Below are 22497 nucleotides of genomic sequence, written 5' to 3' on the forward strand. Positions count from 1 at the left end.
GACATATCATTGCGCAAGTCTTGAGTCGCGTTTGGGAGGACGCCCCGGTGCCGCATTTGATCCGCTCATCTCTGTGGTTGGCCTTTTTCGGGGCCATTCTGGCTGCGTGGTGGATGATGTATGTCATGGCCGTGGATATGAATCTGGACTTGCTGGGCCGCCCTAATTTGATCGAGCAGGAAATGGCGGAAATGTACCCCCGCACGTCGATGACTATGCCCATGGCGCGTTTTGGTCCGCTGTTTGCAATGTGGGCGATTATGATGGCTGCGATGATGTTGCCGACGCTGGTGCCGACGCTGACGACCTATGAACGCCTGATCGTGAGTGCAGAGGGCAGCCGTGCCGGATGGTGTGGTTTAGTGCTTGGTTATTTCATTGTTTGGGTCGGGTTTGCAGCCGTGATCGCGGGCGTACAGCTTGTCCTACTCTATGGTGGATTTATCAATATGATGGGGGTCGCCGAGATTTGGCTGTCTGCGCTGTTATTGATTATTGTTGGGGCGTTTCAATTTACCCGTATCAAAGAGGTGTGCCATGGCGTTTGCCATGCCCCGATGACCTACTTCTTGGGCCATTGGAAAACCGGATTTGGTGGTGGCTTGCGTATGGGGCTGGGCCTTGGTGCGTTTTGTGTGGTGTGCTGCTGGGGCTTCATGGCACTTGGTTTTGTAGGTGGCGTGATGAGCCTGTTATGGATGGGTCTGGCCACGCTGTTGATGATTTTCGAAAAACTGCCCGACATTGGGCATCATGTGATTAAGCCAACCGGGGTGCTGTTAATTGCAGCGGGTTTGGCTTTGGTGATTTTATAAGGAAAGGTACGAGATATGGCCGAGAACAACAGAGCCCCAAGCGACCGGTTGCCGATCTCGCAGCGCATCGATCAGCGCATGGCAAGCAACCCGCTGCGCCGCAAGAAACAGCCCACCGAATGGGCCATCAAGGGCGAGCTGTTTCTGAACTGCTCTTGCACCGTTTTTTGCCCGTGTGTGGTCAGCCTTGGTGCCCATCCCCCGACCGAGGGTCATTGCCATGCCTGGATGGCGATCGCCATTGATGAGGGACATTTTGAGGGCGAGCCGCTGGATGGGCTGAATGTGGGGCTTTTGGTGGATATCCCGGGCCGCATGGCCGAGGGCAATTGGAAAGTTGCCGCCTATGTTGATGAGCGTAGCACGCAGAAGGCTTATAACGGTATTCTAAAGATTTTCAGCGGCGTTGCCGGCGGCACGACGGGCCTGTTTACGATGCTGGTTTCCGAAATTATCGGAGCCGAGCGCGAAAAGGTTGAGATCGTCCGCGATGGCAATAAGCGTGGCATTTATATTGGCCGCAAGATCCAAGGCGAGATTGAAACGATGCAGGGCGCCAGCCCGGACCATCCGGTCATGATCAGCAATTCAAAATATTGGATGGGCCCCGATATCATCGCCGCCCAAGGGACGAAATCACGGGTCCGCGATTATGGCCGTGTCTGGGATTTTGGCGGCAAATCCGCCGAGATTTGCCCGATTGACTGGAAGGGGCCCAAACCATGATCACGCCTGAATATTGTCAAACCATGGCCCGCTATAACGCCTGGCAAAATGACGGGCTACGCAAGATGATCCCTGAGATGGAGCTTGAGGAGTTGCACAAGGATCGCGGGGCCTTTTTCGGGTCGATCATGGCAACATTGAACCATCTACTATGGGGCGACACGCTTTGGATCAGTCGCTTTGATGGTGGCGCGGGGCCTCAGGTGCCCCCGGAAGAGCATAAGGAAATGACCCCAACCCCAGCGGTTTGGGCGGCCGAACGGTTTCGTCTCGATGCGCGGATTACCCTATGGGCCAATAGCGTTAGCGCCATTGATCTGACCGGCGATCTGACTTGGTATTCCGGCATGTTTGATCGCGAGTTTTCGCGCCCCAGGGCGATTTGCGTGATGCAGCTGTTCAATCACCAGACCCATCATCGCGGGCAGGTCCATGCGATGTTGACGGCTGCAGGTCAAAAGCCGCAGGATACCGATATCCCCTTCATCCCGGACAGCGCCTGATGGCTGTCATTGCCCCATCGCGCCGCATTCGCCGCACCCCCTTTACCGAAGGGGTCGAGGCGGCGGGCGTGAAGGGCTACACAGTCTATAACCATATGCTGTTGCCGACGGTCTTTGAAAGTATTGAGGCCGATTACCATCATCTGAAATCGGCTGTGCAGGTCTGGGATGTCGCGGTAGAGCGCCAGATTGAACTGCGCGGCCCCGATGCAGCCCGGCTGATGCAGATGCTGACCCCGCGCGATCTGCGCGGCATGATGCCGGGGCAGTGCTATTACGTGCCGATCGTGGATGAAACGGGCGGCATGCTGAATGACCCTGTGGCCTTGAAACTGGCCGAGGATCGCTGGTGGATTTCCATCGCTGACAGTGATTTGCTGTTTTGGGTCAAAGGTTTGGCCTATGGGTATCGGCTGGATGTGCTGGTCGATGAACCCGATGTGTCGCCCTTGGCCGTGCAAGGACCATTGGCAGAAGAGCTGGTGGCCCGTGTCTTTGGCGATGCCGTCCGCGCCATTAAGTTCTTCCGTTTCGGCTGGTTTGATTTTGACGGCACCAGCATGGCCGTCGCCCGGTCAGGGTATTCCAAGCAGGGCGGTTTTGAGATTTATGTTGACGGCACCCAGAACGGTATGCCGCTTTGGCATGCCTTGTTCGAGGCGGGCAAGGATTTGGATGTCCGCGCCGGTTGCCCCAATCTGATTGAGCGGATTGAAGGCGGGCTGTTGTCTTATGGCAATGACATGACCCGTGAAAACACGCCCCATGAATGTGGGCTGGGCCGGTTTTGTTCGACCCAGACGGCCATTGGCTGTGTGGGCCGCGACGCATTGTTGCGCGTCGCCAAAGAGGGGCCGACCCAGCAAATTCGCGCCCTTGCGATCGCCGGAGATCTGCCGCCCTGTGATCGCCCCTGGCCGCTGATAGCCAAGAACAAGAGGGTGGGGCAGGTGACTTCGGCAGCGCTGTCGCCCCAATTTAAGACCAATGTCGCCATCGGTATGGTCAAAATGACCCATTGGGACGAAGGCACGCAGATTGCGGTGCAAACACCGGACGGGATGCGCGATGTGACCGTCCATGAAAATTTCTGGATTTAGAAGGAAAAGATGATGTTCAACGCGTTGCTTGTCGAAAAGGATGATGCGGGCAAGACCACCGCCGCCGTCCAGCCCATCAGCGAAGATCAACTGCCCGAAGGCGATGTGTTGGTGGATGTGGCCTATTCCACGGTGAATTACAAAGACGGGCTATGCATTGGCCCAGGCGGTGGACTGGTCCGCAATTATCCTCATGTCCCTGGCATTGATTTTGCCGGCACGGTCGCGGCATCCGATGACCCGCGCTACAAAATAGGCGACAAGGTCGTCCTGACCGGCTGGCGCGTGGGCGAGGCCCATTGGGGCGGATATGCCCAAAAGGCCCGCGTCAAAGCCGATTGGCTTGTGCCCTTGCCAGACGGGCTGGATGCAAGGCAGGCGATGGCTGTGGGCACCGCTGGCTTTACCGCGATGCTGGCGGTCATGGCGCTTGAGGATCATGGGATCAAGGATGGCCCGGTTCTGGTCACTGGTGCTGCGGGCGGTGTTGGTTCGGTTGCCACAGCGATCCTGGCCCAGCTGGGCTATGAGGTCGCCGCAGTCACAGGCCGCCCCGAAACGGCTGATTATCTGAAAGGATTGGGCGCAACCCAGATCATCCCGCGTGATGAGATCAATGAGACCACAAAACGCCCGCTTGAGGGTGAAACCTGGGGCGGCTGTGTCGATGCCGTCGGGGGCGCGATGCTGGCCCGTGTGCTGGGCCAGATGAAATACGGTGCCTCAGTTGCCGCTGTCGGGCTGGCTGGCGGTGCGGGTTTGCCCGCCACGGTGATCCCGTTTTTGCTGCGCGGGGTGAACATGCTGGGCATCGATAGCGTGATGCAACCTTATGAAAACCGCCTGCGCGCCTGGGAGCGGATCGCAAGTGATCTGCCCATGGACAAGCTGGAGGCGATGATCAAACCCGCCACCCTGTCTGATCTGCCCCAGCTGGGGGCGGATATTCTAAAGGGGCAGGTCCAAGGCCGTGTGGTTGTGGACGTCAACCAATGAAAAAGGGCCGGGATGTACCCGGCCCTTAGCAATTGATGACTTAGCCGCGCCGGCGTCTGCCGGACCGGCGGCGCCCTTCGCCTTCTTTGGCGGGGCTCTGGTTGAATTTGATCCATGCGCCGCCCGATGGGTCATTATCGGTCAGGAAATTGGCGGCCCGGATGGCTTCCATTTCTTTACCAGGGCGCGGTTTGGTGGATCCCATGCCGAACATCTGCACGAAAGCTTCGTCATCCATATCTTCAGGCAGCACGATCCCGGCGGCGGCGATCTCGGCCTTTTTTTCGGCGATTTTCTTGGGGCCGACGGGCAGTGCCACCGGGTTCATGATGGCTGATGTCATTCCCGCGGTCATGGCCATTGGCAGAAACGCGTTGTTAATCCCGTGCCGGTTGGGCAAGCCAAAGCTGATATTCGAGGCGCCGCAGGTCGTGTTCACGCCCAGCTCATCGCGCAGACGCCGCACCAGCGTAAAGACCTGAAGGCCAGCCGTGCCCATTGCCCCGATGGGCATCACCAGCGGGTCCACCACGATGTCATGGGCCGGAATGCCAAAATCGGCTGCCCGTTCGACAATTTTCTTGGCCACGGCAAAGCGGACATCAGGATCTTCGCTGATCCCGGTATCATCGTTCGAGATGGCAACCACGGGGACGTTGTATTTCTTAACAAGCGGCAGGACGAGTTCCAGGCGTTCTTCCTCGCCGGTGACCGAATTCAAGAGCGGGCGCCCTTCGGCGGCGGCAAGCCCGTTTTCCAGCGCGCCGGGCACTGAACTGTCGATGCAAAGCGGGATATCAGTGACGGCCTGCACCCGTTCGACCATTTCCTTCATCAATGGCGGCTCAACAAAATTGTTATCCGCATAGCGCGGATCCTCGGCCATTTTGTTGGAAAAGACTGCCCCGGAATTGATATCCAGCACATCTGCCCCAGCGGCGACCTGGGCCAGCGCATCGGCCTCAACCCGGCTGAAATCGCCTTGTTCCAGCTCGGCAGCGAGGATCTTGCGCCCGGTGGGGTTGATCCGTTCGCCAATCACGCAGAACGGTTCATCGAAGCCGATGATGGCGGTCTTTGTTTTGGATTCGATGATCGTGCGTGTCATAGGACGTCCTTAATTTTGGTTGGCCGGAATGGCCGCGTTGCCACCATTGGCGATGGCCCAATTGGCGTTGGTCTTGATCCCGCCCAATGGGAAGAAATGAACATGGCTGACATTGAAATCGGGTTTGGCGGCCTTGTGGGCGGCAAGGGCGGTCAGCACCTCGGTCGGCTCATAGGGGAGCAGCAGTTTTGAGACATCCATCGCACGTTTCTGTAGCACCTTCAACGACGGCCCGACGCCGCAGGCAATGGCGAATTTGATCAAGGTCTGCAACTTGGCCGGACCTGCAATGCCGATATGGATCGGTATTGTGATCCCCGCATCGCGCAAAGCATCTGCCCAGGCGATAATCGGGTCCGCCTCAAACGCGAATTGGGTCGCGATGGCCATGTCCGCATCGGTCGTTTCTGAAAAACGCTGTTTCCAATGCAGCGCCTCCATGACGTTTTTGTCCGAGCCGTCCTTGTCGATATCTTTGTTACCCTCGGGATGGCCCGCCACATGCAGTCTTTTAAACCCGGCCTTGTCAAAAAGCCCCGTTTCCAAGAGCTGCATGGAAGAGTGAAAATCGCCATGTGGCTGTGCGACGCCCCCGGCCAAAAGCAGCGCCTGATCGACGCCTGCTTCGCCCTGATAACGGGCGATCCAGTCGGCAAGTGTGGTCTGATCTGCGATGATCCGGGCCGGGAAATGGGGCATGACATTGTACCCATCGGCGGCCAGACGGGCGGCCGTTGCGACCATGTCATCTATCGGGGTGCCTTCGATATGGGCGATGTATACGCGGGTCCCGGCAGGCAGAAGATCGCGGAAATCGTCCACTTTCTCGGCTGTGCGCGGCATGACCTCAATCGAGTAATCCTGCAAAAACGCCTCAAGCGCGGGATTGGCCCCGGGGTCGGCAGTATCTTTGGTTTTGCGAAAGGACAGCAGGGACATGGCAAACTCCGAAAGGCGGGTGGGAAAGAACGGGCGCGGGGTCAAGCCCAGCCATCATTGGCAATCAGCGCCTTGATGCGGGTTTGATCATATTCGGTATCGATTTTGGCAACGGCAGCGGCAGCGGCTTCTGCATCGGTCCCTTCGCCTGGGATTGGGTCCGCTTTGCGGAAACCGGCCATATAATCATCAGATTCGGCCGCGCCCGATTTCATGGCCGCCCGGTCAATCGCCTGTTCGAAACGTTCAGGCAGCGGCAGCTTGGTTCCGCGGCGTCCACGCCCGACAATAACCTGCGCTGGAATATCGCGCCAAAAGACGATGGTGACGTCGGGCATATGATTCCCCTTTGGACCTTTTCTTTCGTTCTATCACCCGCATTTACCATTCAATGCCAAATTTCGACATCACGAGGCCGTTGAGCGACCGTGAAGGGTTAACCGATCCAAAGGCCCAAAGGCGAGGGCATGCCGGGGTCAAATTCTTCATCTCAAACATGTGAGAATTTCACATGATTGTTCACAAGACTTGTGCAAATGCAATTCGCGGCCTAGCTTGGGGGTAACTCGAAATGGAGGGCGTAAAAATGGCGCCCAAGCGTCCCAAAGGTGCGGGCGCGTTCCCTAAAGCGGTCGATACCCCCGCGCCAACCCCGCCTGATCCGGCGACGCTATATGCGGCATTGGATTTGGGCACAAATAGCTGTCGTATGTTGATTGCCCAACCCAAGGGCAGCCAATTTCATGTGCTCGACAGTTTTTCAAAATCCGTGCAACTGGGGCATGGGCTGGAAAGCACAGGCCGTTTGTCGCGTGCGTCAATGAACCGGACGATATCTGCCATGCGGATTTGCCGGGAAAAGTTGAAACGTCACGGGGTGAAACGGATGCGCCTTGTCGCAACCGAGGCCTGCCGGCGCGCCCTGAACGGTGAAAACTTCGTGGCCCAGGTGCGCCGTGAAACCGGCCTTGATCTGGAGATCATCAAACCTGAGGAAGAGGCGCGGCTGGCTGTGATTTCCTGCGCGCCACTGGTGAGCGTGAATACAGAACAGCTGTTGGTGGTTGATATTGGCGGCGGCTCGACCGAGCTGGTCTGGATTGATCTGACCAATGTGCCCCAACGCGAACGCCCCCGCGCGATCATGCGCCTGCATGCCGGTTTCACGTCTGATCCCGGGCCTTTTGCCGCCGCCAAGGTCGTCGACTGGATATCCGTGCCTTTGGGTGTTGCGACATTGCGCGATCAGTTTTCCGATGTCGAAGATGACGCCGCCCGTTTTGCCCTGATGAGCTGGTTTTTTGAGGAAAACCTCGAAGAGTTTTCCCCCTATGCCGCCGCCCAGGCCCGCGAAGGGTTTCAGATTATCGGCACCAGCGGCACCGTGACGACCGTTGCCGCCAGTTATCTGGGTCTGCGCCGCTATGACCGGACCAAGGTCGACGGGCTGCGCATGACCTCTGACCAGATTGACAAAGTGATCCGGGATTATCTGGCGCTGGGGCCTGCGGGCCGCCGCAATGATCCGCGTATTGGCAAGGACCGGCAGGCGCTGATCATGTCAGGCTCGGCCATTTTGCAGGCGTTGATGCGGCTGTGGCCAACGGATAGGATGTCGGTGGCCGATCGCGGGCTGCGCGAGGGTCTGCTTTATGCGCAGATGTCTGCAGATGGGGTCTTGGAAGACCGGCCGTTTTAGGGGATAGGCAGCAGATGGCCAAGAAACCCACAAAAAACAGCTCCGGTCGCGGTTATCGCGATCTGACCGTGAAGGTAAAGACCGCCAAAGGGCGCAAGATCAGCTCAACCAATTGGTTGCAGCGCCAGTTGAATGATCCTTATGTCAAGCGCGCCAAGACCGATGGCTATCGGGGCAGGGCGGCTTATAAGATATTGGAACTGGACGATAAATATCGGTTCTTGGTGCCGGGCGCGCGCGTTGTTGACCTGGGTTGCGCCCCGGGCGGCTGGTGCCAGGTTGCCGTCAAACGCGTCAATGCCCTGGGCGAGCGGACGTCAAAGGCCCAAGGCTATGTGCTGGGCATCGATCTGCAAGAGGTTGAACCGATTGCCGGGGCCGAGATCTATCAGCTGGATTTCATGGAAGACGACGCCGACGTTAAAACCCGTGAATGGCTGGGCGGGACCGCGCATGTGGTCATGTCCGATATGGCCGCCAGCGCCTCGGGGCATAAGCAGACAGACCACCTGCGGATCATCGCGCTGTGCGAAGCGGCGGCCTATTTTGCTTTTGACGTTCTCGAAGAAGGCGGGACATTCGTGGCCAAGGTTCTGGCCGGTGGTGCCGAAGGTGATCTGCAAAAGCTTCTGAAGCAACGGTTCACCAAAGTGGCCAATGTAAAACCGCCTGCATCGCGCTCGGACAGTTCGGAGAAATTCGTCGTGGCGACAGGGTTTAAAGGGTGAAGCGAAGCTAATCCTGTTCGGACGGGCGATCCGTTAGGACGTCCAATAGCTTCTGCAAATCCGCGGCGTCGATCTTAGCCGTAAGCGCGTTGTCCAACTCTGCAAACATGTGGCGGGCTGCGGCAATCAAATGCTCGCCCTGTTCGGTGATTTGAATGACCTTGCTGTTGCGCAGCGCAGGGTTCTGGGCCGTCGTCACATAGCCAAGCGCGGTCAGCTCGCGCACTGTTTTATGCACCGCCTGACGCGAAATATTCAGCCGCCGCGCGATCTCGGACGCCATGTTATCCGCGCAATCAAGCGCCGCGATAAAGGCCACGTGGGTGCTTGTCAGATCGGCAAAGCCTTTCTCGGCCAACCCGTTGATAAGCCATGCGGTTTGCCGGGTTTGATAGGCGGCTATCGCCTGCCATAGGGTCAGAGCCTGGCTATCGACAAGGGCAGTACCGGCTTGGGGTGATGTTGTAATCGTGGTTGACAAGGTGTGGCTCTCCTATATTGTCATCCTAGTTGACAAGGTGGGGGCTGGCAATGCTCAGGCGATTTCTTTGGATGAATGCGGCGAGTTGTCTTGGGTTTGGATTGCTGTTCCTTTGCGCATCGCAAGCGAGCGCGCAGTTCATAGGCGATCCGCCTGTCATCGTGGTGACTGCTCTGGGTGGCTTGCTGCTGGTCAATGCGGGTCTGCTGGCCCTTACCGCGCGCTACTGGCCGGCAAAACAGCCTTTGATCGCCTTTTTTGCTCTAGGGGATGCGACGTGGGTCATTTTGACCTTGGTGTTGCTGCTGGCGGGGCTCTGGATCAAAGGCACTGTCGCCACCCTTGCCGCAATTGCCGTGGCTTGCGGCGTTGGGGCACTGGGTTTTGGGCAGTATTACCATGGGTTACGGCAGGTGCAGCACAATGGATGATCCTTGCGCAGCTGCTGAATGCTGTGATCGCCTATTGCGTTTTTGTGGCCGAATGAAACGATGTCACCCGGCTGTTCGGGCTGGGGCATTTGGTTTGGATCTTTCCATTTTGGATGTTTGTCAAAGACATAAGATCGGAGAAATGGAACGCGTACCGGGCCTATGCGCTGACTGCGGCGGTGACGATTGCGATCAGCCTTGCCTTTGATTTTGTCGATATCTCCCTTTGGATCGGTGGCGAAAGGCAGAGCGTTTTAGAGGGTTTTGATTAGCGACACCCGCGTTTGCCAATCGATACAGCGATGGGCCAGCGCCTCGGACGGGATGTTGTCGGTGACAAAATGGTCGACCTGCGCCAGTGAGGCGATTTTTACAGGTGCCTTGCGTGTGAATTTTGATGCATCGGCCACCAGAATTGTGGCCCTCGCTGCTTTGATCACTTGCTGGCTGACCCGCACCTCTTCGGGATCGAAATCCAAAAGATCGCCGCTTTGATCAATCGCAGATGCCCCGATCACGGCAAAATCGACTTTGAACCGGTCGATGGCCAGCGCTGCGAGATCGCCCACCAGTCCGCCATCCGTGCGCCGCAGGCTGCCCCCGGCAACGATCACGTCGCAGCTTTGATTACTGGCCAGGATATTGGCGACGTTCAGATTATTGGTCACAACCATCAGATTGCGATGGGCATGCAGGGCATGGGCAACGGCCTCGGTCGTGGTGCCGATATTCAGAAATAGCGAGGCATTGTCGGGGATCAGCTGTGCCGTGCGCCGGGCGATCCCGATTTTGACATCGCGGTTCAGGGCGCGCCGGTCGTCATAACCGATATTACTGACGCCCGAGGGTAGCACCGCACCGCCATGCACGCGCTCAAGCAGGCCTGCCGCGCAAAGCTGCCGCAGATCGCGCCGAATGGTCTGGACTGCGACGCCAAGCTCGGTCGCAAGCGCCGTTGCGGCGACGCGTCCTTCGGTCTGGGCGCGGGTGCGAATGTGCTGGTGGCGGGTCTCGGTATCCATGGGTTCGTTTTTGCTGATGAACGAACGCTTGGCAAGTGGAGCCCTCACAAAATTAGTAATTTTGTGTATTCGCTTAGGGTTCGCTTGGCGGCGGGCGAACATTTGATGGCGCCAGGCTTGCGTCTGCCGGCATGGGGCTTATGACCAAAACCAACTTACTGGGGCACGCGATGCAAACCGATTTTGACATCTTTATCATTGGCGGCGGCATCAATGGCTGCGGGATCGCGCGGGATGCGGCGGGACGGGGGCTGTCGGTGGGGCTGGCCGAGATGAACGATCTGGCCTGGGCGACCTCTTCTGGGTCGACGAAACTGTTCCATGGTGGTCTGCGTTATCTTGAATTCTTTGAGTTCGGACTGGTGCGCAAGGCGCTGATCGAACGCGAAGTTCTGCTGAAAAACATGCCGCATATCAGCTGGCCCATGCGTTTTGTGCTGCCTTATCACCGTGATATGCGCTTTGAGAATGACACGCCCACATCGAAGCTGCTGTCAACGGTGATGCCTTGGATGAAAGGACGCCGCCCGGCCTGGCTGATCCGGTTGGGGCTGTTCCTCTATGACACGCTTGGCGGACGGCAGATATTGCCGGGGACGACGACGGTGGATCTGGGTGCGGACCGGGCGGGCGCGCCGCTGAGGGCGAAGTTTCAGCGGGCTTACGAATATTCCGATTGCTGGGTCGAAGATGCGCGGCTGGTGGTCCTGAACGCGCGCGATGCCGAAGAACGGGGCGCCAAGGTGATGACCCGGACCAAGGTGATCAGCGCTGCACGGGCAGGCGATCATTGGGAAATCATCACCGACACGGATGGGCAGAAGACCACGTATACTGCCCGCGCCCTTGTGAATGCAGGCGGGCCATGGGTCGAGAACATTGTGCGTTCCGTCGCCCGGCTGAACACATCAGAAGGCGTGCGTCTGGTCCGTGGCAGCCATATCGTGACCAAAAAGCTGTTTGATCACGACAAGGCCTATTTCTTTCAGGGCGAGGATGGGCGGATTATCTTTGCCATTCCGTATGAGACCGATTTCACGCTGATCGGCACCACGGATGCCGAACATGATGACCTGCACCAGGTCCCTTACGCGACCGATGCGGAACAGGACTACCTCTGCGCCTTCGCCTCGCAATATTTCGAAAAACCGGTGACCCGCGATGATATCGTCTGGACCTATTCCGGCGTCCGCCCGCTTTATGATGACGGTGCGAAATCGGCAACGGCGGCGACCCGCGATTACGTATTGTCGTTGGACGACACCGGGGCGCCTTTGCTGAATATCTTTGGCGGCAAGATCACGACGTACCGCAAACTGGCCGAAAACGCGCTGAAAAAGCTGGAGCCGATGATCGGCGGGCAGGGGCCTTGGACCGACGCTGCACCGCTGCCCGGTGGGGATTTCGCGGTGGCCGACCGCGATAAACTGTTGGATGATCTGCAGGCGGCATACCCGTTCCTGACGGACGCTTGGGCGCTGCGTTTGATCCGGGCCTACGGGACCGAGGCCAAGCTGATCCTGGGCGATGCTCAAAGCGCCGCTGATCTGGGCCAGGATTTCGGTGCGACCCTGACCGCGGCTGAGGTGGCCTGGCTGCAAAGCAAGGAATACGCCCAAACCGCCGAAGATATCGTCTGGCGGCGCAGCAAGCTGGGCCTGCGGATGAGCGCGGATGACATCGCAGCCCTTGACGCGTTCATGGCGGCTTGAAACAACACCGCAAACGGGGGATCACATGACATATATTCTGGCCATTGACCAGGGCACTACATCCAGCCGGGCCATCATTTTTGATGCGCAGATGCAGGTTGTCGCGAGCGCGCAGGAAGAATTTACCCAGCATTTTCCTAAATCAGGCTGGGTCGAACATGATCCGGCGGAAATCTGGTCGACGGTCGTCGCAACTTGCCGGGGGGCCATTGAAAAGGCGGGCATTTCAGCAGGCGACGTCGCGGGTATTGGCATCACCAATCAACGTGAAACCACGCTGATCTGGGACAAAAACACGGGCCAGCCGGTTCATAACGCAATCGTCTGGCAGGATCGGCGGACCGCCCCTTTTTGTGCAACGCTGCGGGAAGAAGGCTTTGAGCCTGAGATCACCAAGCGCACCGGATTGCTGGCCGACCCCTATTTTTCAGGCACAAAGGTGCATCACATCCTGACCCATGTAGACGGCGCCAAGGCGCGCGCGGCGTCTGGCGATCTGCTTTTCGGGACGGTTGACAGCTATCTGATCTGGAAGCTGACGGGCGGCAAGGTCCACGCCACTGACGCCACCAACGCCGCCCGGACCATGCTTTACGACATTCGCAAGGGGCAGTGGAGCCAGACCATTTGCGACCGCTTTGACATTCCTATGGCCATGCTGCCCGAGGTGCGCGATTGCGCGGCGGATTTCGGCACGACCGATGCAGATCTGCTGGGCGCGCCAATTCCCATTCTGGGCGTCGCGGGTGATCAACAGGCGGCGACCATCGGGCAAGCCTGTTTTGAACCCGGCATGTTGAAATCCACCTACGGAACCGGCTGCTTTGCGCTGCTCAACACAGGCGATACGCTGGTGGAAAGCAAAAAACGGCTGCTCGGCACAATCGCCTATCAGTTTGACGGCAAGCCGACCTATGCGTTGGAAGGGTCGATCTTTATCGCAGGCGCGGTTGTGCAATGGCTGCGCGATGGGCTGAAAATCATCAGCGCTGCGCCTGAAACGCAACCTTTGGCCGAAACAGCGGATGCGGGGCAAGAGCTTTATATGGTGCCCGCCTTTACAGGGCTGGGCGCGCCGTATTGGGACGCGGATGCGCGCGGCGCGATCTATGGCTTAACGCGCAATTCCGGCCCTGCGGAGTTCGCCCGGGCCGCCTTGGAAAGCGTCGGCTTTCAGACTCGCGATTTGCTGGAAGCGATGAAAAGCGACTGGCAAACCTCGGATACGGATGGGGTTTTGCGGGTTGATGGCGGGATGAGCGCCTCTGACTGGTCCATGCAATTTCTCTCCGACATCATCGGCGCGCCGGTGGACCGGCCAAAGGTGCTCGAGACGACGGCGCTGGGGGCTGCTTGGCTGGCCGGGATGAAGGCAGGCGTTTACCCTGATCAAGCAGGATTTGCCGCCGAATGGGCGCTGGATCGGCGGTTTGCGCCGCAAATGGACGCCGAAACGCGCAAAAGGCGCTATGCCGGATGGCAAGACGCGGTGCAGCGGACGCTGACCGCGTCGTAACTTTATCGGTTGATGGTCTGCGTGATCAGATCATTGACCAATTCCGGCGTTTCGATGGAGGATGAATGACCTGATCCTTCGAAAATCGTCAGGGTTGAACCCGCGATGGCCGCATGAATTGCCTCGGCCTCTTCGGGTTTGGTGGCGATATCTTCGGCGCCAACACCGACACCCACGGGCAGGGTGATCTGACCCAAAAGATCAAAACAGGCGGGCCGGTTGATCACCCCTGTTACGGCGCGTGTCACCCCGGTTTTGCTGGCGCCCGCGATCTCGTGCCACCATTTATCCTTTTCGGCTTTGCGTGCAGGATCATTCAGGAAGGTCTGGCCAAAGAGGTTCTTCATCGCGCTGCTGGTGACAGCCCAAAGGCCAAAGATGCGGGCGATCAGGTTCGACAGCCAGTATTTGGGCTTGTTATTCTTCGGCTCTGCCCCGGCAGAAGTATCCAGCAAGGTCACGCTTTTCAGCAGCTCAGGGTGACGGGCGGCGATGCGCATCGCGACGAAACCGCCCATGCTGAGCCCGACAAGATGGCAAGGTGGCAATTCCAGATGTTTGATCAGGGCAACGGCATCTTCGGCCAGCGTGTCCATATCGTAGCCATCTTTGGTAACGCCGCTTTGGCCCTGACCACGATGATCAAATGTGATGCAGCGATAATTGGGCGAAAAATGCGCCACCTGCGCGTCATACATCTTGCCGCTGAACAGCAACCCATGCGCGAAGACGATCACATCCCCATCCCCGCCGCTGTCAGTATAGTGAATATGTGCACCGTTTAGGTCAGCATAGGGCATAATCGGGTCCTTCCTGGCAGTTATCGTCTGCCTAATTCCCATATTTCAAATTCGGCGGCGCGCTTTTGTCTCAACTTGGCGGCGACCGCATCGGATAATTCCAAATCCATCTTGGGCGATACGTTCTTCTGCTTCAACGTAATTGTGACATCCAGCCGCTCTTCGAGATAAGCGATGACCTTGTCCCATTGTTCATATTGAAACAAATGCTCGGCCCCGACCTGACCGTCATTGATCCGCAAAAACTTGTTTTGTGAACCGACATTGGCAAAAGGGGCCGGGCTGCCTTTGCAATATTCCAGAACAAATTCATCAAAGCTGACATTGCGGGTGCTGTTTTCATGCCCAATTAGATCGTCACGCGTGCGGTATCTGTACCAACTACCCAGCCAATCAATGGGATTGCGGACCACGGCCATCAGCTCGGGTGTTTGCCCGCCCGCTTGTACAAAAAACGGCCGCAGGAATCGCTTGTAGCGATAACAGGGCGCGTGTTTGAGATGTGGCGGATCACGCAGCACCATGGATGATCGCGGCGCCAATGCGCCTTCGAGCGCCGTTGATCCGGTCTTGGGTACTGCAAGCAGAACCAGATTTTCTTTCCAGAAAACAAGCATTTGCTATGTATCCTTCGCGCACTCTTTATCCGTACACCAAACTTTAACCAGTATTGGCCAAAGGTGAACAACGAAAATTTATGTTGCAATGTTCCTGTTTTGATCTCATTAACGAATGAGAACGCAACAAGAACAAAGCAGTGATTGCCGCCTCGTCGGGCGCGTGAAATAAGGACAGGACATATGGCAACGGCAGATCTCCTACAAATGACTGATAAGAAAACCGCGGAAAAAGAAAAAGCGCTGGAAAGCGCGCTGGCCCAGATCGAACGGCAGTTTGGTAAGGGCTCGATCATGAAACTAGGGCAAAATAACCCCAATGCGGATATCGAGTCGACCTCGACCGGGTCGCTGGGCCTTGATATCGCCCTCGGCATTGGTGGTCTGCCCAAGGGCCGCATTATTGAGATTTACGGACCAGAATCGTCTGGGAAAACCACGCTGACCCTGCATGCGATTGCAGAGGAACAGAAAAAGGGCGGTGTTTGCGCCTTTGTCGATGCCGAACATGCGCTGGACCCCACTTATGCGAAGAAACTGGGTGTTGATCTGGACGAGTTGCTGATTTCGCAGCCCGACACGGGCGAACAGGCGCTTGAGATTGTGGACACGCTGGTGCGCTCTGGCGCCGTCACCATGGTCATCGTTGATTCTGTGGCCGCATTGACGCCAAAGTCTGAGCTGGAAGGCGATATGGGCGACAGCAGCGTCGGTGTGCATGCCCGGCTGATGTCCCAAGCCATGCGCAAATTGACCGGTTCGATCAATCGCTCGGGCTGTATGGTGATTTTCATCAACCAAATCCGGATGAAAATTGGCGTCATGTTCGGCTCGCCCGAAACGACGACCGGCGGGAATGCATTGAAATTCTATGCGTCCGTGCGTTTGGACATCCGTCGGATTGGTGCCCTGAAGGACCGCGATGAAGTCGTCGGTAATGCCACCCGCGTCAAGGTTGTGAAAAACAAGGTGGCCCCGCCATTCAAACAGGTCGAATTTGACATTATGTATGGCGAAGGTATTTCCAAGATGGGCGAGCTCCTTGATCTGGGGGTCAAAGCTGGCGTTGTTGAAAAATCCGGTGCGTGGTTCAGCTACGGTGATGAGCGGATCGGGCAGGGGCGTGAAAACTCCAAGCTGTTCTTGAAAGAGAACACATCTATTGCCCTGGAAATTGAGGATAAAATCCGCGCCGCGCATGGGTTGGATTTTGATTTGCCCGAAGGCAGCAGCGACGATTTGGTTGAATCCTAAACCCTACGGCAAGTTTTACAAAACAAAGGGCATCGCTGCGGCGGTGCCCTTTTTGCATGATACTGTGGACAGTACAGGGGCACGGGGCTATTTCTCGCTTTCAATGTAACGCATCTTTGGAATTGCACCATGTCCAGCCTCGCTGATATCCGATCGACCTTTCTGTCCTACTTTGAAAAGCAGGGTCACGCGGTCGTGGCCTCCAGCCCGCTGGTGCCGCGCAAAGACCCGACCATGATGTTCACCAATTCGGGGATGGTGCAGTTCAAGAACCGGTTTACCGGTGTGGAAAGCGGCGACTACCAGCGCGCGACTTCGGCACAGAAATGCGTGCGCGCTGGGGGCAAGCACAACGATCTGGATAACGTGGGCTACACCGCCCGTCACCATACTTTTTTTGAGATGATGGGAAACTTCAGCTTTGGCGATTACTTCAAAAAAGAAGCAATCCCTTTTGCCTGGGAGCTGGTGACGAAAGAGTTCGGCATCGACAAATCCCGTTTGCTGACAACGGTTTACCACACCGATGATGAAGCATTTGAGATTTGGAAATCCGTCGGGGTGCCCGAAGACAGGATCATTCGCATCGACACCGATGACAATTTCTGGCGGATGGGTCCAACGGGACCTTGTGGGCCGTGCACCGAGATTTTCTATGATCATGGCGATCACATCTGGGGCGGCCCCCCAGGCTCGCCCGAGGAAGATGGCGACCGGTTCATTGAGATCTGGAACGTCGTTTTCATGCAAAACGAACAGTATGCGGACGGGCGGTTGGAACCGCTTGAGATGCAGTCGATCGACACCGGTATGGGGCTGGAACGCATCGCCGCGCTTTTGCAAGGCAGCCACGACAATTACAACACTGACTTGTTTCAGGCACTAATGACGGCCTCGGGGCATGCCACCTCGACCGATCCGTTTGGCGACCAGAATGTGCATCACCGGGTGATCGCGGATCACCTGCGCTCGACCTCTTTCCTGATCGCCGAAGGTGTGCTGCCGTCAAACGAAGGGCGCGGCTATGTGCTGCGTCGGATCATGCGGCGGGCGATGCGCCATGCCCATTTGCTAGGTGCGAAAGACCCTGTGATGCATCAGCTGGTGCCAGCCTTGGTACAGCAGATGGGGGCCGCCTATCCGGAGCTTGGGCTGGGTCAACGGCTGATCGAAGAAACGCTGTTGAACGAGGAAGTGCGGTTCAAGCAAACGCTCGACCGGGGCTTGAAGCTGTTAGATGACGAATTGGCGGGGCTGGCCGAGGATGCAGCGCTGCCGGGCGAGGCGGCGTTTAAGCTCTATGATACCTATGGCTTCCCGCTTGATCTGACCCAGGATGCGCTGCGCGAAAAGGGCCGCACAGTCGATACCGACGGGTTCGACACCGCCATGGCCGCGCAAAAGGCTAAGGCGCGTGCGGCATGGTCTGGCATGGGCGAGGCCGCAGATAGTGCGATTTGGTTCGACATTGCCGACGCGTCGGGCAGCACCGACTTTCTGGGCTACGACACGCTGACCGCCGAGGGCGAAATTGTTGCTATCGTCACGGATGGCGCAACCGCCGACAAGGGTACGGGCGAAGTGCAGATCGTGCTGAACCAAACCCCATTCTACGCCGAGGCCGGTGGTCAGGTTGGTGATGCGGGTACGCTGAAAGCCGAAACCGGCACGGCCAAAGTGACCGATACCAAAAAGGTTGCCGGACTTTATGTGCATTTTGCGACGGTGACCGAAGGGACCTTGCAAAAGGGGCAGGGGGCTGAACTGTCGGTGGATGCCGCACGCCGCGCCGATATTCAGGCCAATCATTCGGCGACGCATTTGCTGAATGAGGCCCTGCGCGACGTTTTGGGTGATCATATCGCGCAGCGCGGGTCGCTTAATGCGCCGGACCGGCTGCGGTTTGATTTCAGCCATACGAAGGCGCTGACGTCTGACGAATTGGCGCAGGTCGAACGGGATGTGAACGCGGTGATCAGGCAGAACAGCCCGGTCGAAACCCGGATCATGACGCCAGATGACGCGCGTGCACTTGGGGCGCAGGCGCTCTTTGGAGAGAAATACGGCGACGAGGTCCGCGTTGTGTCCATGGGCCGTCAAGCTGGGTCTGGCAAGGGCACGGCGGGCGATACTTATTCGCTTGAGCTTTGCGGCGGCACCCATGTCAAACAGCTGGGCGAGATCGGCACCTTCGTGACGCTTAGCGACAGTGCTTCCAGTGCGGGCGTGCGCCGGATTGAGGCGTTGACGGGCCAAGCGGCCCTTGACCATCTGCGCCTGCAGGACGCGCGGTTGGGGCAAGCGGCTGCGGCCTTAAAAGCCCCGGTGACCGAGGTCGCCGACCGGGTCAAAGCATTGCTGGACGAACGCAAGGCGCTAAGCAACGAAGTCGCTCAGCTGCGGCGCGAATTAGCCATGGGCGGCGGTGGTGATGATGCCACCCAAGTCGAGATCAATGGCGTCTGCTTCATGGGGCAGGTCATGACCGGCGTATCGGGCAAAGACCTGCCGTCACTGGTGGATCAATTCAAGGAAAAGGTCGGCTCTGGCGTCGTGCTTTTGATCGCGGATACGGGCGGCAAAGCTGCCGTGGCCGCAGGCGTGACAAGCGACCTGACGGACCGGATCTCGGCGGTGGATATCTTGCGCGCGGCAACCCCGGAACTGGGCGGGAAAGGCGGCGGCGGACGCCCGGATATGGCCCAAGGCGGCGGCGCCTCGGCCCAGAATGCAGATGCGGCGATTGCGGCCGCAAAACAGGTATTGGAGACCCTATGACAGCCCTATGGATAGCCCATGTGACCGTGACCGACGAAGTCGCCTACGGTGAATATGCAAAGCGCGCGACAGTCGCTATTGCGGAGCACCAAGGCGTCTTCTTGGCGCGCGGCGGGGCCTATGAACAGCTGGAAGGACCTGACCGGCCGCGCAATGTGGTGGCACGGTTCCCCAGCTTGCAGGCGGCCCATGATTGCTATTACTCGGAGGCCTATCAAGAGGCGCTTGGCTTTGCCAAAGGTGCGTCGCAACGCGAATTGTCGATCGTCGAAGAAATTCAGTAGAGACAGCGGACCCAGACTTTTTGAAAAAGTCTGGGCCAAAATTTTAGTAAAATTTTGTCGGCTCACCCTGCGCGGGATTGCCGTTTCCGTTCATGCGGATCCAGATAGCGCTTGCGCAGCCGGATTGCGTTTGGTGTAACTTCCACCAGCTCATCATCATCAATATAGGCAATCGCCTGTTCCAATGACATGATGGTTGGCGGGGTCAGACGCACGGCTTCATCTGTCCCAGAGGCACGCACGTTGGTCAGCTTTTTGCCTTTCAGCGGGTTCACTTCCAGATCATTCTCACGGCTGTGTTCGCCGATGATCATACCGGTATAGACAGCTTCCTGCGCACCGATAAACATCTTGCCGCGATCTTCCAGGTTCCACAGGGCGAAGGCGACTGAGGTACCGTTTTCCATGGAAATCAGAACACCCTGTCTGCGGCCTTCGATCTTGCCTTTATAGGGGGTGGTGCCGTGAAACAGGCGGTTCAACACGCCAGAGCCACGGGTGTCCGTTAAGAACTCGCCGTGGTAGCCGATCAGGCCCCGTGACGGGACGCGGGCGATGATGCGGGTTTTGCCCGCACCGGCGGGTTTCATTTCAGTCAACTCGCCCTTGCGCGGGCCGGTCAGCTTTTCGACCACAACGCCCGTGTATTCGTCATCCACATCGATGGTGACTTCCTCGACGGGTTCATGGCGGACACCATCGATTTCGGTGAAAATCACCTGCGGGCGCGAGATCGACAGCTCAAACCCTTCACGGCGCATGTTTTCGATCAAAACGCCCATCTGCAATTCGCCACGACCTGACACCTCAAAGGCGTCGCCGCCGGGGGTATCTTCGATCTTGATGGCTACGTTGACTTCGGCCTCTTTCATCAACCGGTCACGGATGACGCGGGATTGCACCTTTTTGCCGTCCTTGCCAGCCAGCGGGCTGTCATTGATGCCAAAGGTCACGGTGATGGTGGGCGGATCAATTGGTTGGGCCGGGATCGGCTCTTCGATAGACGGATCACAAAGCGTGTCGGCCACGGTTGCTTTGGTCATACCGGCGACGGTGACGATATCGCCCGCCTCGGCCACATCGATGGGTTGTTGCTGCAAACCGCGGAAGGCCAAAATCTTTGACACCCGGAACTGTTCGATCTTCTCGCCTGTGCGTGACATGGCCTTGATCGTGTCGCCTGCCTTCAATGTGCCAGCCTCAACCCGACCGGTCAGAATGCGGCCGATAAACGGATCGGCAGACAGGGTGGTGGCGAGCATCTGAAACGGCTCATCCTTGCGTTCAATCTGTTTGGGGGTGGGGACGTGATCAATGATCAGATCAAACAACGCATCTAGGTTTTCGCGGGGGCCGTCCAGTTCGTGATCGCACCAGCCAGACCGGCCTGAGGCAAACATCGTCGGGAAATCAAGCTGATCATCATTGGCCTCAAGGGCGGCAAACAGATCAAAACAATCGTCAACGGCGCGGTCCGGCTCACCATCTGGCTTGTCGACCTTGTTCACCACGACAATTGGGCGCAGGCCCAAGGCTAGGGCTTTAGAAGTCACAAATTTCGTCTGCGGCATGGGGCCTTCGGCGGCATCCACCAGCAAAACGACACCGTCGACCATGGACAAGATCCGCTCAACCTCGCCGCCGAAATCGGCGTGGCCGGGGGTATCAACGATGTTGATCCGGCTGCCTTTCCATTCGACCGATGTACATTTGGCTAGAATCGTAATGCCGCGTTCGCGTTCGATGTCATTGCTGTCCATCGCGCGTTCTTGCGTGGCCTCATTTTCACGGTAGACACCGGATTGTTTGAGAAGTTCGTCAACAAGTGTCGTCTTGCCGTGGTCAACGTGCGCGATGATCGCGATATTGCGGATATCCATTACGGTTTTGCCTTTTGGGTAAGTTGCCGCGCGGATACCGTGCAATTGCAGCAAATACTAGCCCTTATTATGATCGTTTTGGCCCCAAAACCGGGGGGCCTAGCGCCGCTTTTGATGCACGATGCGCAGGAAAGTTCCGATTAAGCACCTTCCTGAACGATGTTGCCTATTTTTAGCCGCATAAAGTGATTAACAATGGATCGAAGCAAAGACAGCCGCTGTACAGGAATATCTTGATGAAGAATTGTTTTGTTGCCCCGTTTGCATGCATCGCGTTGGTGGGCCTGTCGGCCTGTGGCAGTAGCGACGGGGGCGGCGGTGGCACTGCCGGTAGTAATGGTCTGGACTTCGGTGCCGTCGGGCAAGAACTGTCCGATGCCGAGGGCAACGCCGTAACGATGAGCGCTGGCACTTTTCAGGTTGGCAGCGGGCCCAGCATCTCGGACGCGACCATCACCGTAGATTCAGGGTTCTTCAACGGTGACCTCGACGGAACAATCGAGATCTTTGGCGAAACGGTGACGATCACGGACGGCGTGGGGTCGCTAACGACAGGCGAAGAAGTCAGATTGACATATGAAGATAGCCGTTCGGGTACCTATGCCGCAGCGGTCGAAGCGTCCGTGTCGAGCCTGAATGATATCAATGGCGAAGGCGCATATGTCTTCGGATTTGAAACCAATCCAACAACGGTTGATGCCCGGACAGGGTCATTGACCTATGTTGGTGACTTTCAGGCGACCGGCAGTGTCGGTGGATCAACCACGCAGACAGAATACGAAGGCGGTCTGACCGTCGTTGTGAATTTTGACAGTGATGAAGCGGATTTCACTTTTGACGGCGTTTTGGACGGGTCAACAGATGTTGATCTTGGTGGGGATGGCCTTGATATTGTTGGCAACCAGATCAGCGGCGATCTTGGTTGCGATCTTGGCTGCTCGGGCAGTGCGTCCGAAGTCGATGCGACCTTCTATGGCCCCGATGTTGATGAATTAGGGGGCGTTTTGATCATTGATGTGAGCGTGACCGGGGTGGGGACCTATGATGGTGTGGGGACATTTGTCATTACTCCCTGATTTTGAACATAACGACAAAAAAAAGGGCCGCA

At 57.5% G+C, this 22497-nt stretch carries 23 protein-coding genes; 15 read left to right on the forward strand and 8 right to left on the reverse strand.

Translation table 11 applies throughout. The features are described 5' to 3' along the window. Positions 1 to 47: 47 nt before the first annotated feature. The 5 genes from AABB29_RS15640 to acuI are packed head-to-tail and all read left to right on the forward strand — an operon-like array spanning position 48 to position 4140. Positions 48 to 815, forward strand: coding sequence for a DUF2182 domain-containing protein (locus tag AABB29_RS15640; protein WP_341366025.1), 768 nt, complete (start codon positions 48 to 50; stop codon positions 813 to 815). Positions 816 to 830: 15 nt separating this feature from the next. Continuing rightward, complete coding sequence (locus tag AABB29_RS15645; RefSeq protein WP_341366024.1) at positions 831 to 1541, forward strand: DUF1326 domain-containing protein; 711 nt, start codon at positions 831 to 833, stop codon at positions 1539 to 1541. Then, a complete protein-coding gene (locus tag AABB29_RS15650) occupies positions 1538 to 2044 on the forward strand; it encodes a DinB family protein (RefSeq protein ID WP_341366023.1) in 507 nt (168 codons plus the stop codon). Before AABB29_RS15645 ends, AABB29_RS15650 begins: the two co-directional genes overlap by 4 nt. Then, positions 2044 to 3144, forward strand: coding sequence for a dimethylsulfoniopropionate demethylase (locus AABB29_RS15655; RefSeq protein ID WP_341366022.1), 1101 nt, complete (start codon positions 2044 to 2046; stop codon positions 3142 to 3144). Before AABB29_RS15650 ends, AABB29_RS15655 begins: the two co-directional genes overlap by 1 nt. Before the next feature lie 12 nt (positions 3145 to 3156). Continuing rightward, positions 3157 to 4140 carry an acryloyl-CoA reductase gene (gene acuI / locus AABB29_RS15660; RefSeq protein ID WP_341369076.1) on the forward strand — a complete coding sequence of 328 codons (984 nt, stop codon included), beginning with the start codon at positions 3157 to 3159 and terminating at the stop codon, positions 4138 to 4140. A gap of 40 nt (positions 4141 to 4180) precedes the next feature. Here the strand turns inward: acuI and AABB29_RS15665 are convergent, their stop codons facing one another. The 3 genes from AABB29_RS15665 to AABB29_RS15675 are packed head-to-tail and all read right to left on the reverse strand — an operon-like array spanning position 4181 to position 6525. Then, complete coding sequence (locus tag AABB29_RS15665; RefSeq protein ID WP_341366021.1) at positions 4181 to 5248, reverse strand: methyltetrahydrofolate cobalamin methyltransferase; 1068 nt, start codon at positions 5246 to 5248, stop codon at positions 4181 to 4183. A 9-nt stretch (positions 5249 to 5257) separates the two neighbouring features. Then, positions 5258 to 6187 carry a methylenetetrahydrofolate reductase gene (locus AABB29_RS15670; protein WP_341366020.1) on the reverse strand — a complete coding sequence of 310 codons (930 nt, stop codon included), beginning with the start codon at positions 6185 to 6187 and terminating at the stop codon, positions 5258 to 5260. A gap of 41 nt (positions 6188 to 6228) precedes the next feature. Further along, positions 6229 to 6525 (reverse strand): virulence factor, encoded by a 297-nt coding sequence (locus tag AABB29_RS15675; RefSeq protein ID WP_341366019.1) that lies wholly within the window; start codon positions 6523 to 6525, stop codon positions 6229 to 6231. Positions 6526 to 6773: 248 nt separating this feature from the next. Between AABB29_RS15675 and AABB29_RS15680 the strand changes: the two genes are divergently transcribed. Next, positions 6774 to 7886 (forward strand): Ppx/GppA phosphatase family protein, encoded by a 1113-nt coding sequence (locus AABB29_RS15680; RefSeq protein ID WP_341366018.1) that lies wholly within the window; start codon positions 6774 to 6776, stop codon positions 7884 to 7886. 14 nt (positions 7887 to 7900) lie between these two features. Continuing rightward, complete coding sequence (locus tag AABB29_RS15685) at positions 7901 to 8614, forward strand: RlmE family RNA methyltransferase (RefSeq protein ID WP_341366017.1); 714 nt, start codon at positions 7901 to 7903, stop codon at positions 8612 to 8614. Positions 8615 to 8621: 7 nt separating this feature from the next. Here AABB29_RS15685 and AABB29_RS15690 read toward each other — a convergent pair whose 3' ends face one another. Beyond that, positions 8622 to 9095, reverse strand: a complete 474-nt coding sequence (locus tag AABB29_RS15690) for a MarR family winged helix-turn-helix transcriptional regulator (RefSeq protein WP_341366016.1) — start codon at positions 9093 to 9095, stop codon at positions 8622 to 8624. 50 nt (positions 9096 to 9145) lie between these two features. Here AABB29_RS15690 and AABB29_RS15695 point away from each other — a divergent pair, with 50 nt between their 5' ends. Further along, positions 9146 to 9526, forward strand: coding sequence for a hypothetical protein (locus AABB29_RS15695; protein ID WP_341366015.1), 381 nt, complete (start codon positions 9146 to 9148; stop codon positions 9524 to 9526). Positions 9527 to 9639: 113 nt separating this feature from the next. Continuing rightward, entirely contained in the window at positions 9640 to 9798 is a 159-nt protein-coding gene (locus tag AABB29_RS15700; protein WP_373636615.1) for a hypothetical protein, read from the forward strand. Here the strand turns inward: AABB29_RS15700 and AABB29_RS15705 are convergent. Continuing rightward, a complete protein-coding gene (locus AABB29_RS15705) occupies positions 9781 to 10548 on the reverse strand; it encodes a DeoR/GlpR family DNA-binding transcription regulator (RefSeq protein WP_341366014.1) in 768 nt (255 codons plus the stop codon). The genes AABB29_RS15700 and AABB29_RS15705 overlap by 18 nt on opposite strands. A gap of 140 nt (positions 10549 to 10688) precedes the next feature. Here AABB29_RS15705 and glpD point away from each other — a divergent pair, with 140 nt between their 5' ends. Then, the gene (glpD, locus tag AABB29_RS15710) at positions 10689 to 12260 is read left to right on the forward strand and encodes a glycerol-3-phosphate dehydrogenase (RefSeq protein ID WP_373636616.1); all 1572 of its coding nucleotides are present in this window, start codon (positions 10689 to 10691) and stop codon (positions 12258 to 12260) included. A 25-nt stretch (positions 12261 to 12285) separates the two neighbouring features. Further along, entirely contained in the window at positions 12286 to 13776 is a 1491-nt protein-coding gene (glpK, locus tag AABB29_RS15715) for a glycerol kinase GlpK (protein WP_341366012.1), read from the forward strand. A gap of 2 nt (positions 13777 to 13778) precedes the next feature. Here glpK and AABB29_RS15720 read toward each other — a convergent pair whose 3' ends face one another. Together AABB29_RS15720 and AABB29_RS15725 are read right to left on the reverse strand one after the other, a co-directional pair. After that, entirely contained in the window at positions 13779 to 14576 is a 798-nt protein-coding gene (locus AABB29_RS15720) for an alpha/beta hydrolase (RefSeq protein WP_341366011.1), read from the reverse strand. Between the two features lie 20 nt (positions 14577 to 14596). Beyond that, positions 14597 to 15193 carry a gamma-glutamyl kinase gene (locus AABB29_RS15725; protein ID WP_341366010.1) on the reverse strand — a complete coding sequence of 199 codons (597 nt, stop codon included), beginning with the start codon at positions 15191 to 15193 and terminating at the stop codon, positions 14597 to 14599. Between the two features lie 183 nt (positions 15194 to 15376). Between AABB29_RS15725 and recA the strand changes: the two genes are divergently transcribed. The 3 genes from recA to AABB29_RS15740 all read left to right on the forward strand — a co-directional run bounded on the left by recA (position 15377) and on the right by AABB29_RS15740 (position 19509). Then, positions 15377 to 16447, forward strand: coding sequence for a recombinase RecA (recA, locus tag AABB29_RS15730; RefSeq protein WP_341366009.1), 1071 nt, complete (start codon positions 15377 to 15379; stop codon positions 16445 to 16447). A 129-nt stretch (positions 16448 to 16576) separates the two neighbouring features. Continuing rightward, positions 16577 to 19225, forward strand: a complete 2649-nt coding sequence (gene alaS, locus AABB29_RS15735) for an alanine--tRNA ligase (protein WP_373636617.1) — start codon at positions 16577 to 16579, stop codon at positions 19223 to 19225. Further along, positions 19222 to 19509, forward strand: a complete 288-nt coding sequence (locus AABB29_RS15740) for a DUF1330 domain-containing protein (RefSeq protein WP_341366008.1) — start codon at positions 19222 to 19224, stop codon at positions 19507 to 19509. The genes alaS and AABB29_RS15740 overlap by 4 nt, the downstream gene beginning before the upstream one ends. A 62-nt stretch (positions 19510 to 19571) precedes the next feature. Here the strand turns inward: AABB29_RS15740 and typA are convergent, their stop codons facing one another. Further along, a complete protein-coding gene (typA, locus tag AABB29_RS15745; RefSeq protein ID WP_341366007.1) occupies positions 19572 to 21389 on the reverse strand; it encodes a translational GTPase TypA in 1818 nt (605 codons plus the stop codon). Positions 21390 to 21625: 236 nt separating this feature from the next. Between typA and AABB29_RS15750 the strand changes: the two genes are divergently transcribed. Next, the gene (locus AABB29_RS15750) at positions 21626 to 22465 is read left to right on the forward strand and encodes a hypothetical protein (protein WP_341366006.1); all 840 of its coding nucleotides are present in this window, start codon (positions 21626 to 21628) and stop codon (positions 22463 to 22465) included. Positions 22466 to 22497 lie beyond the last annotated feature (32 nt).

Origin of the sequence: Yoonia sp. BS5-3, assembly GCF_038069655.2 — a bacterium.
GTDB lineage: Bacteria > Pseudomonadota > Alphaproteobacteria > Rhodobacterales > Rhodobacteraceae > Yoonia > Yoonia phaeophyticola.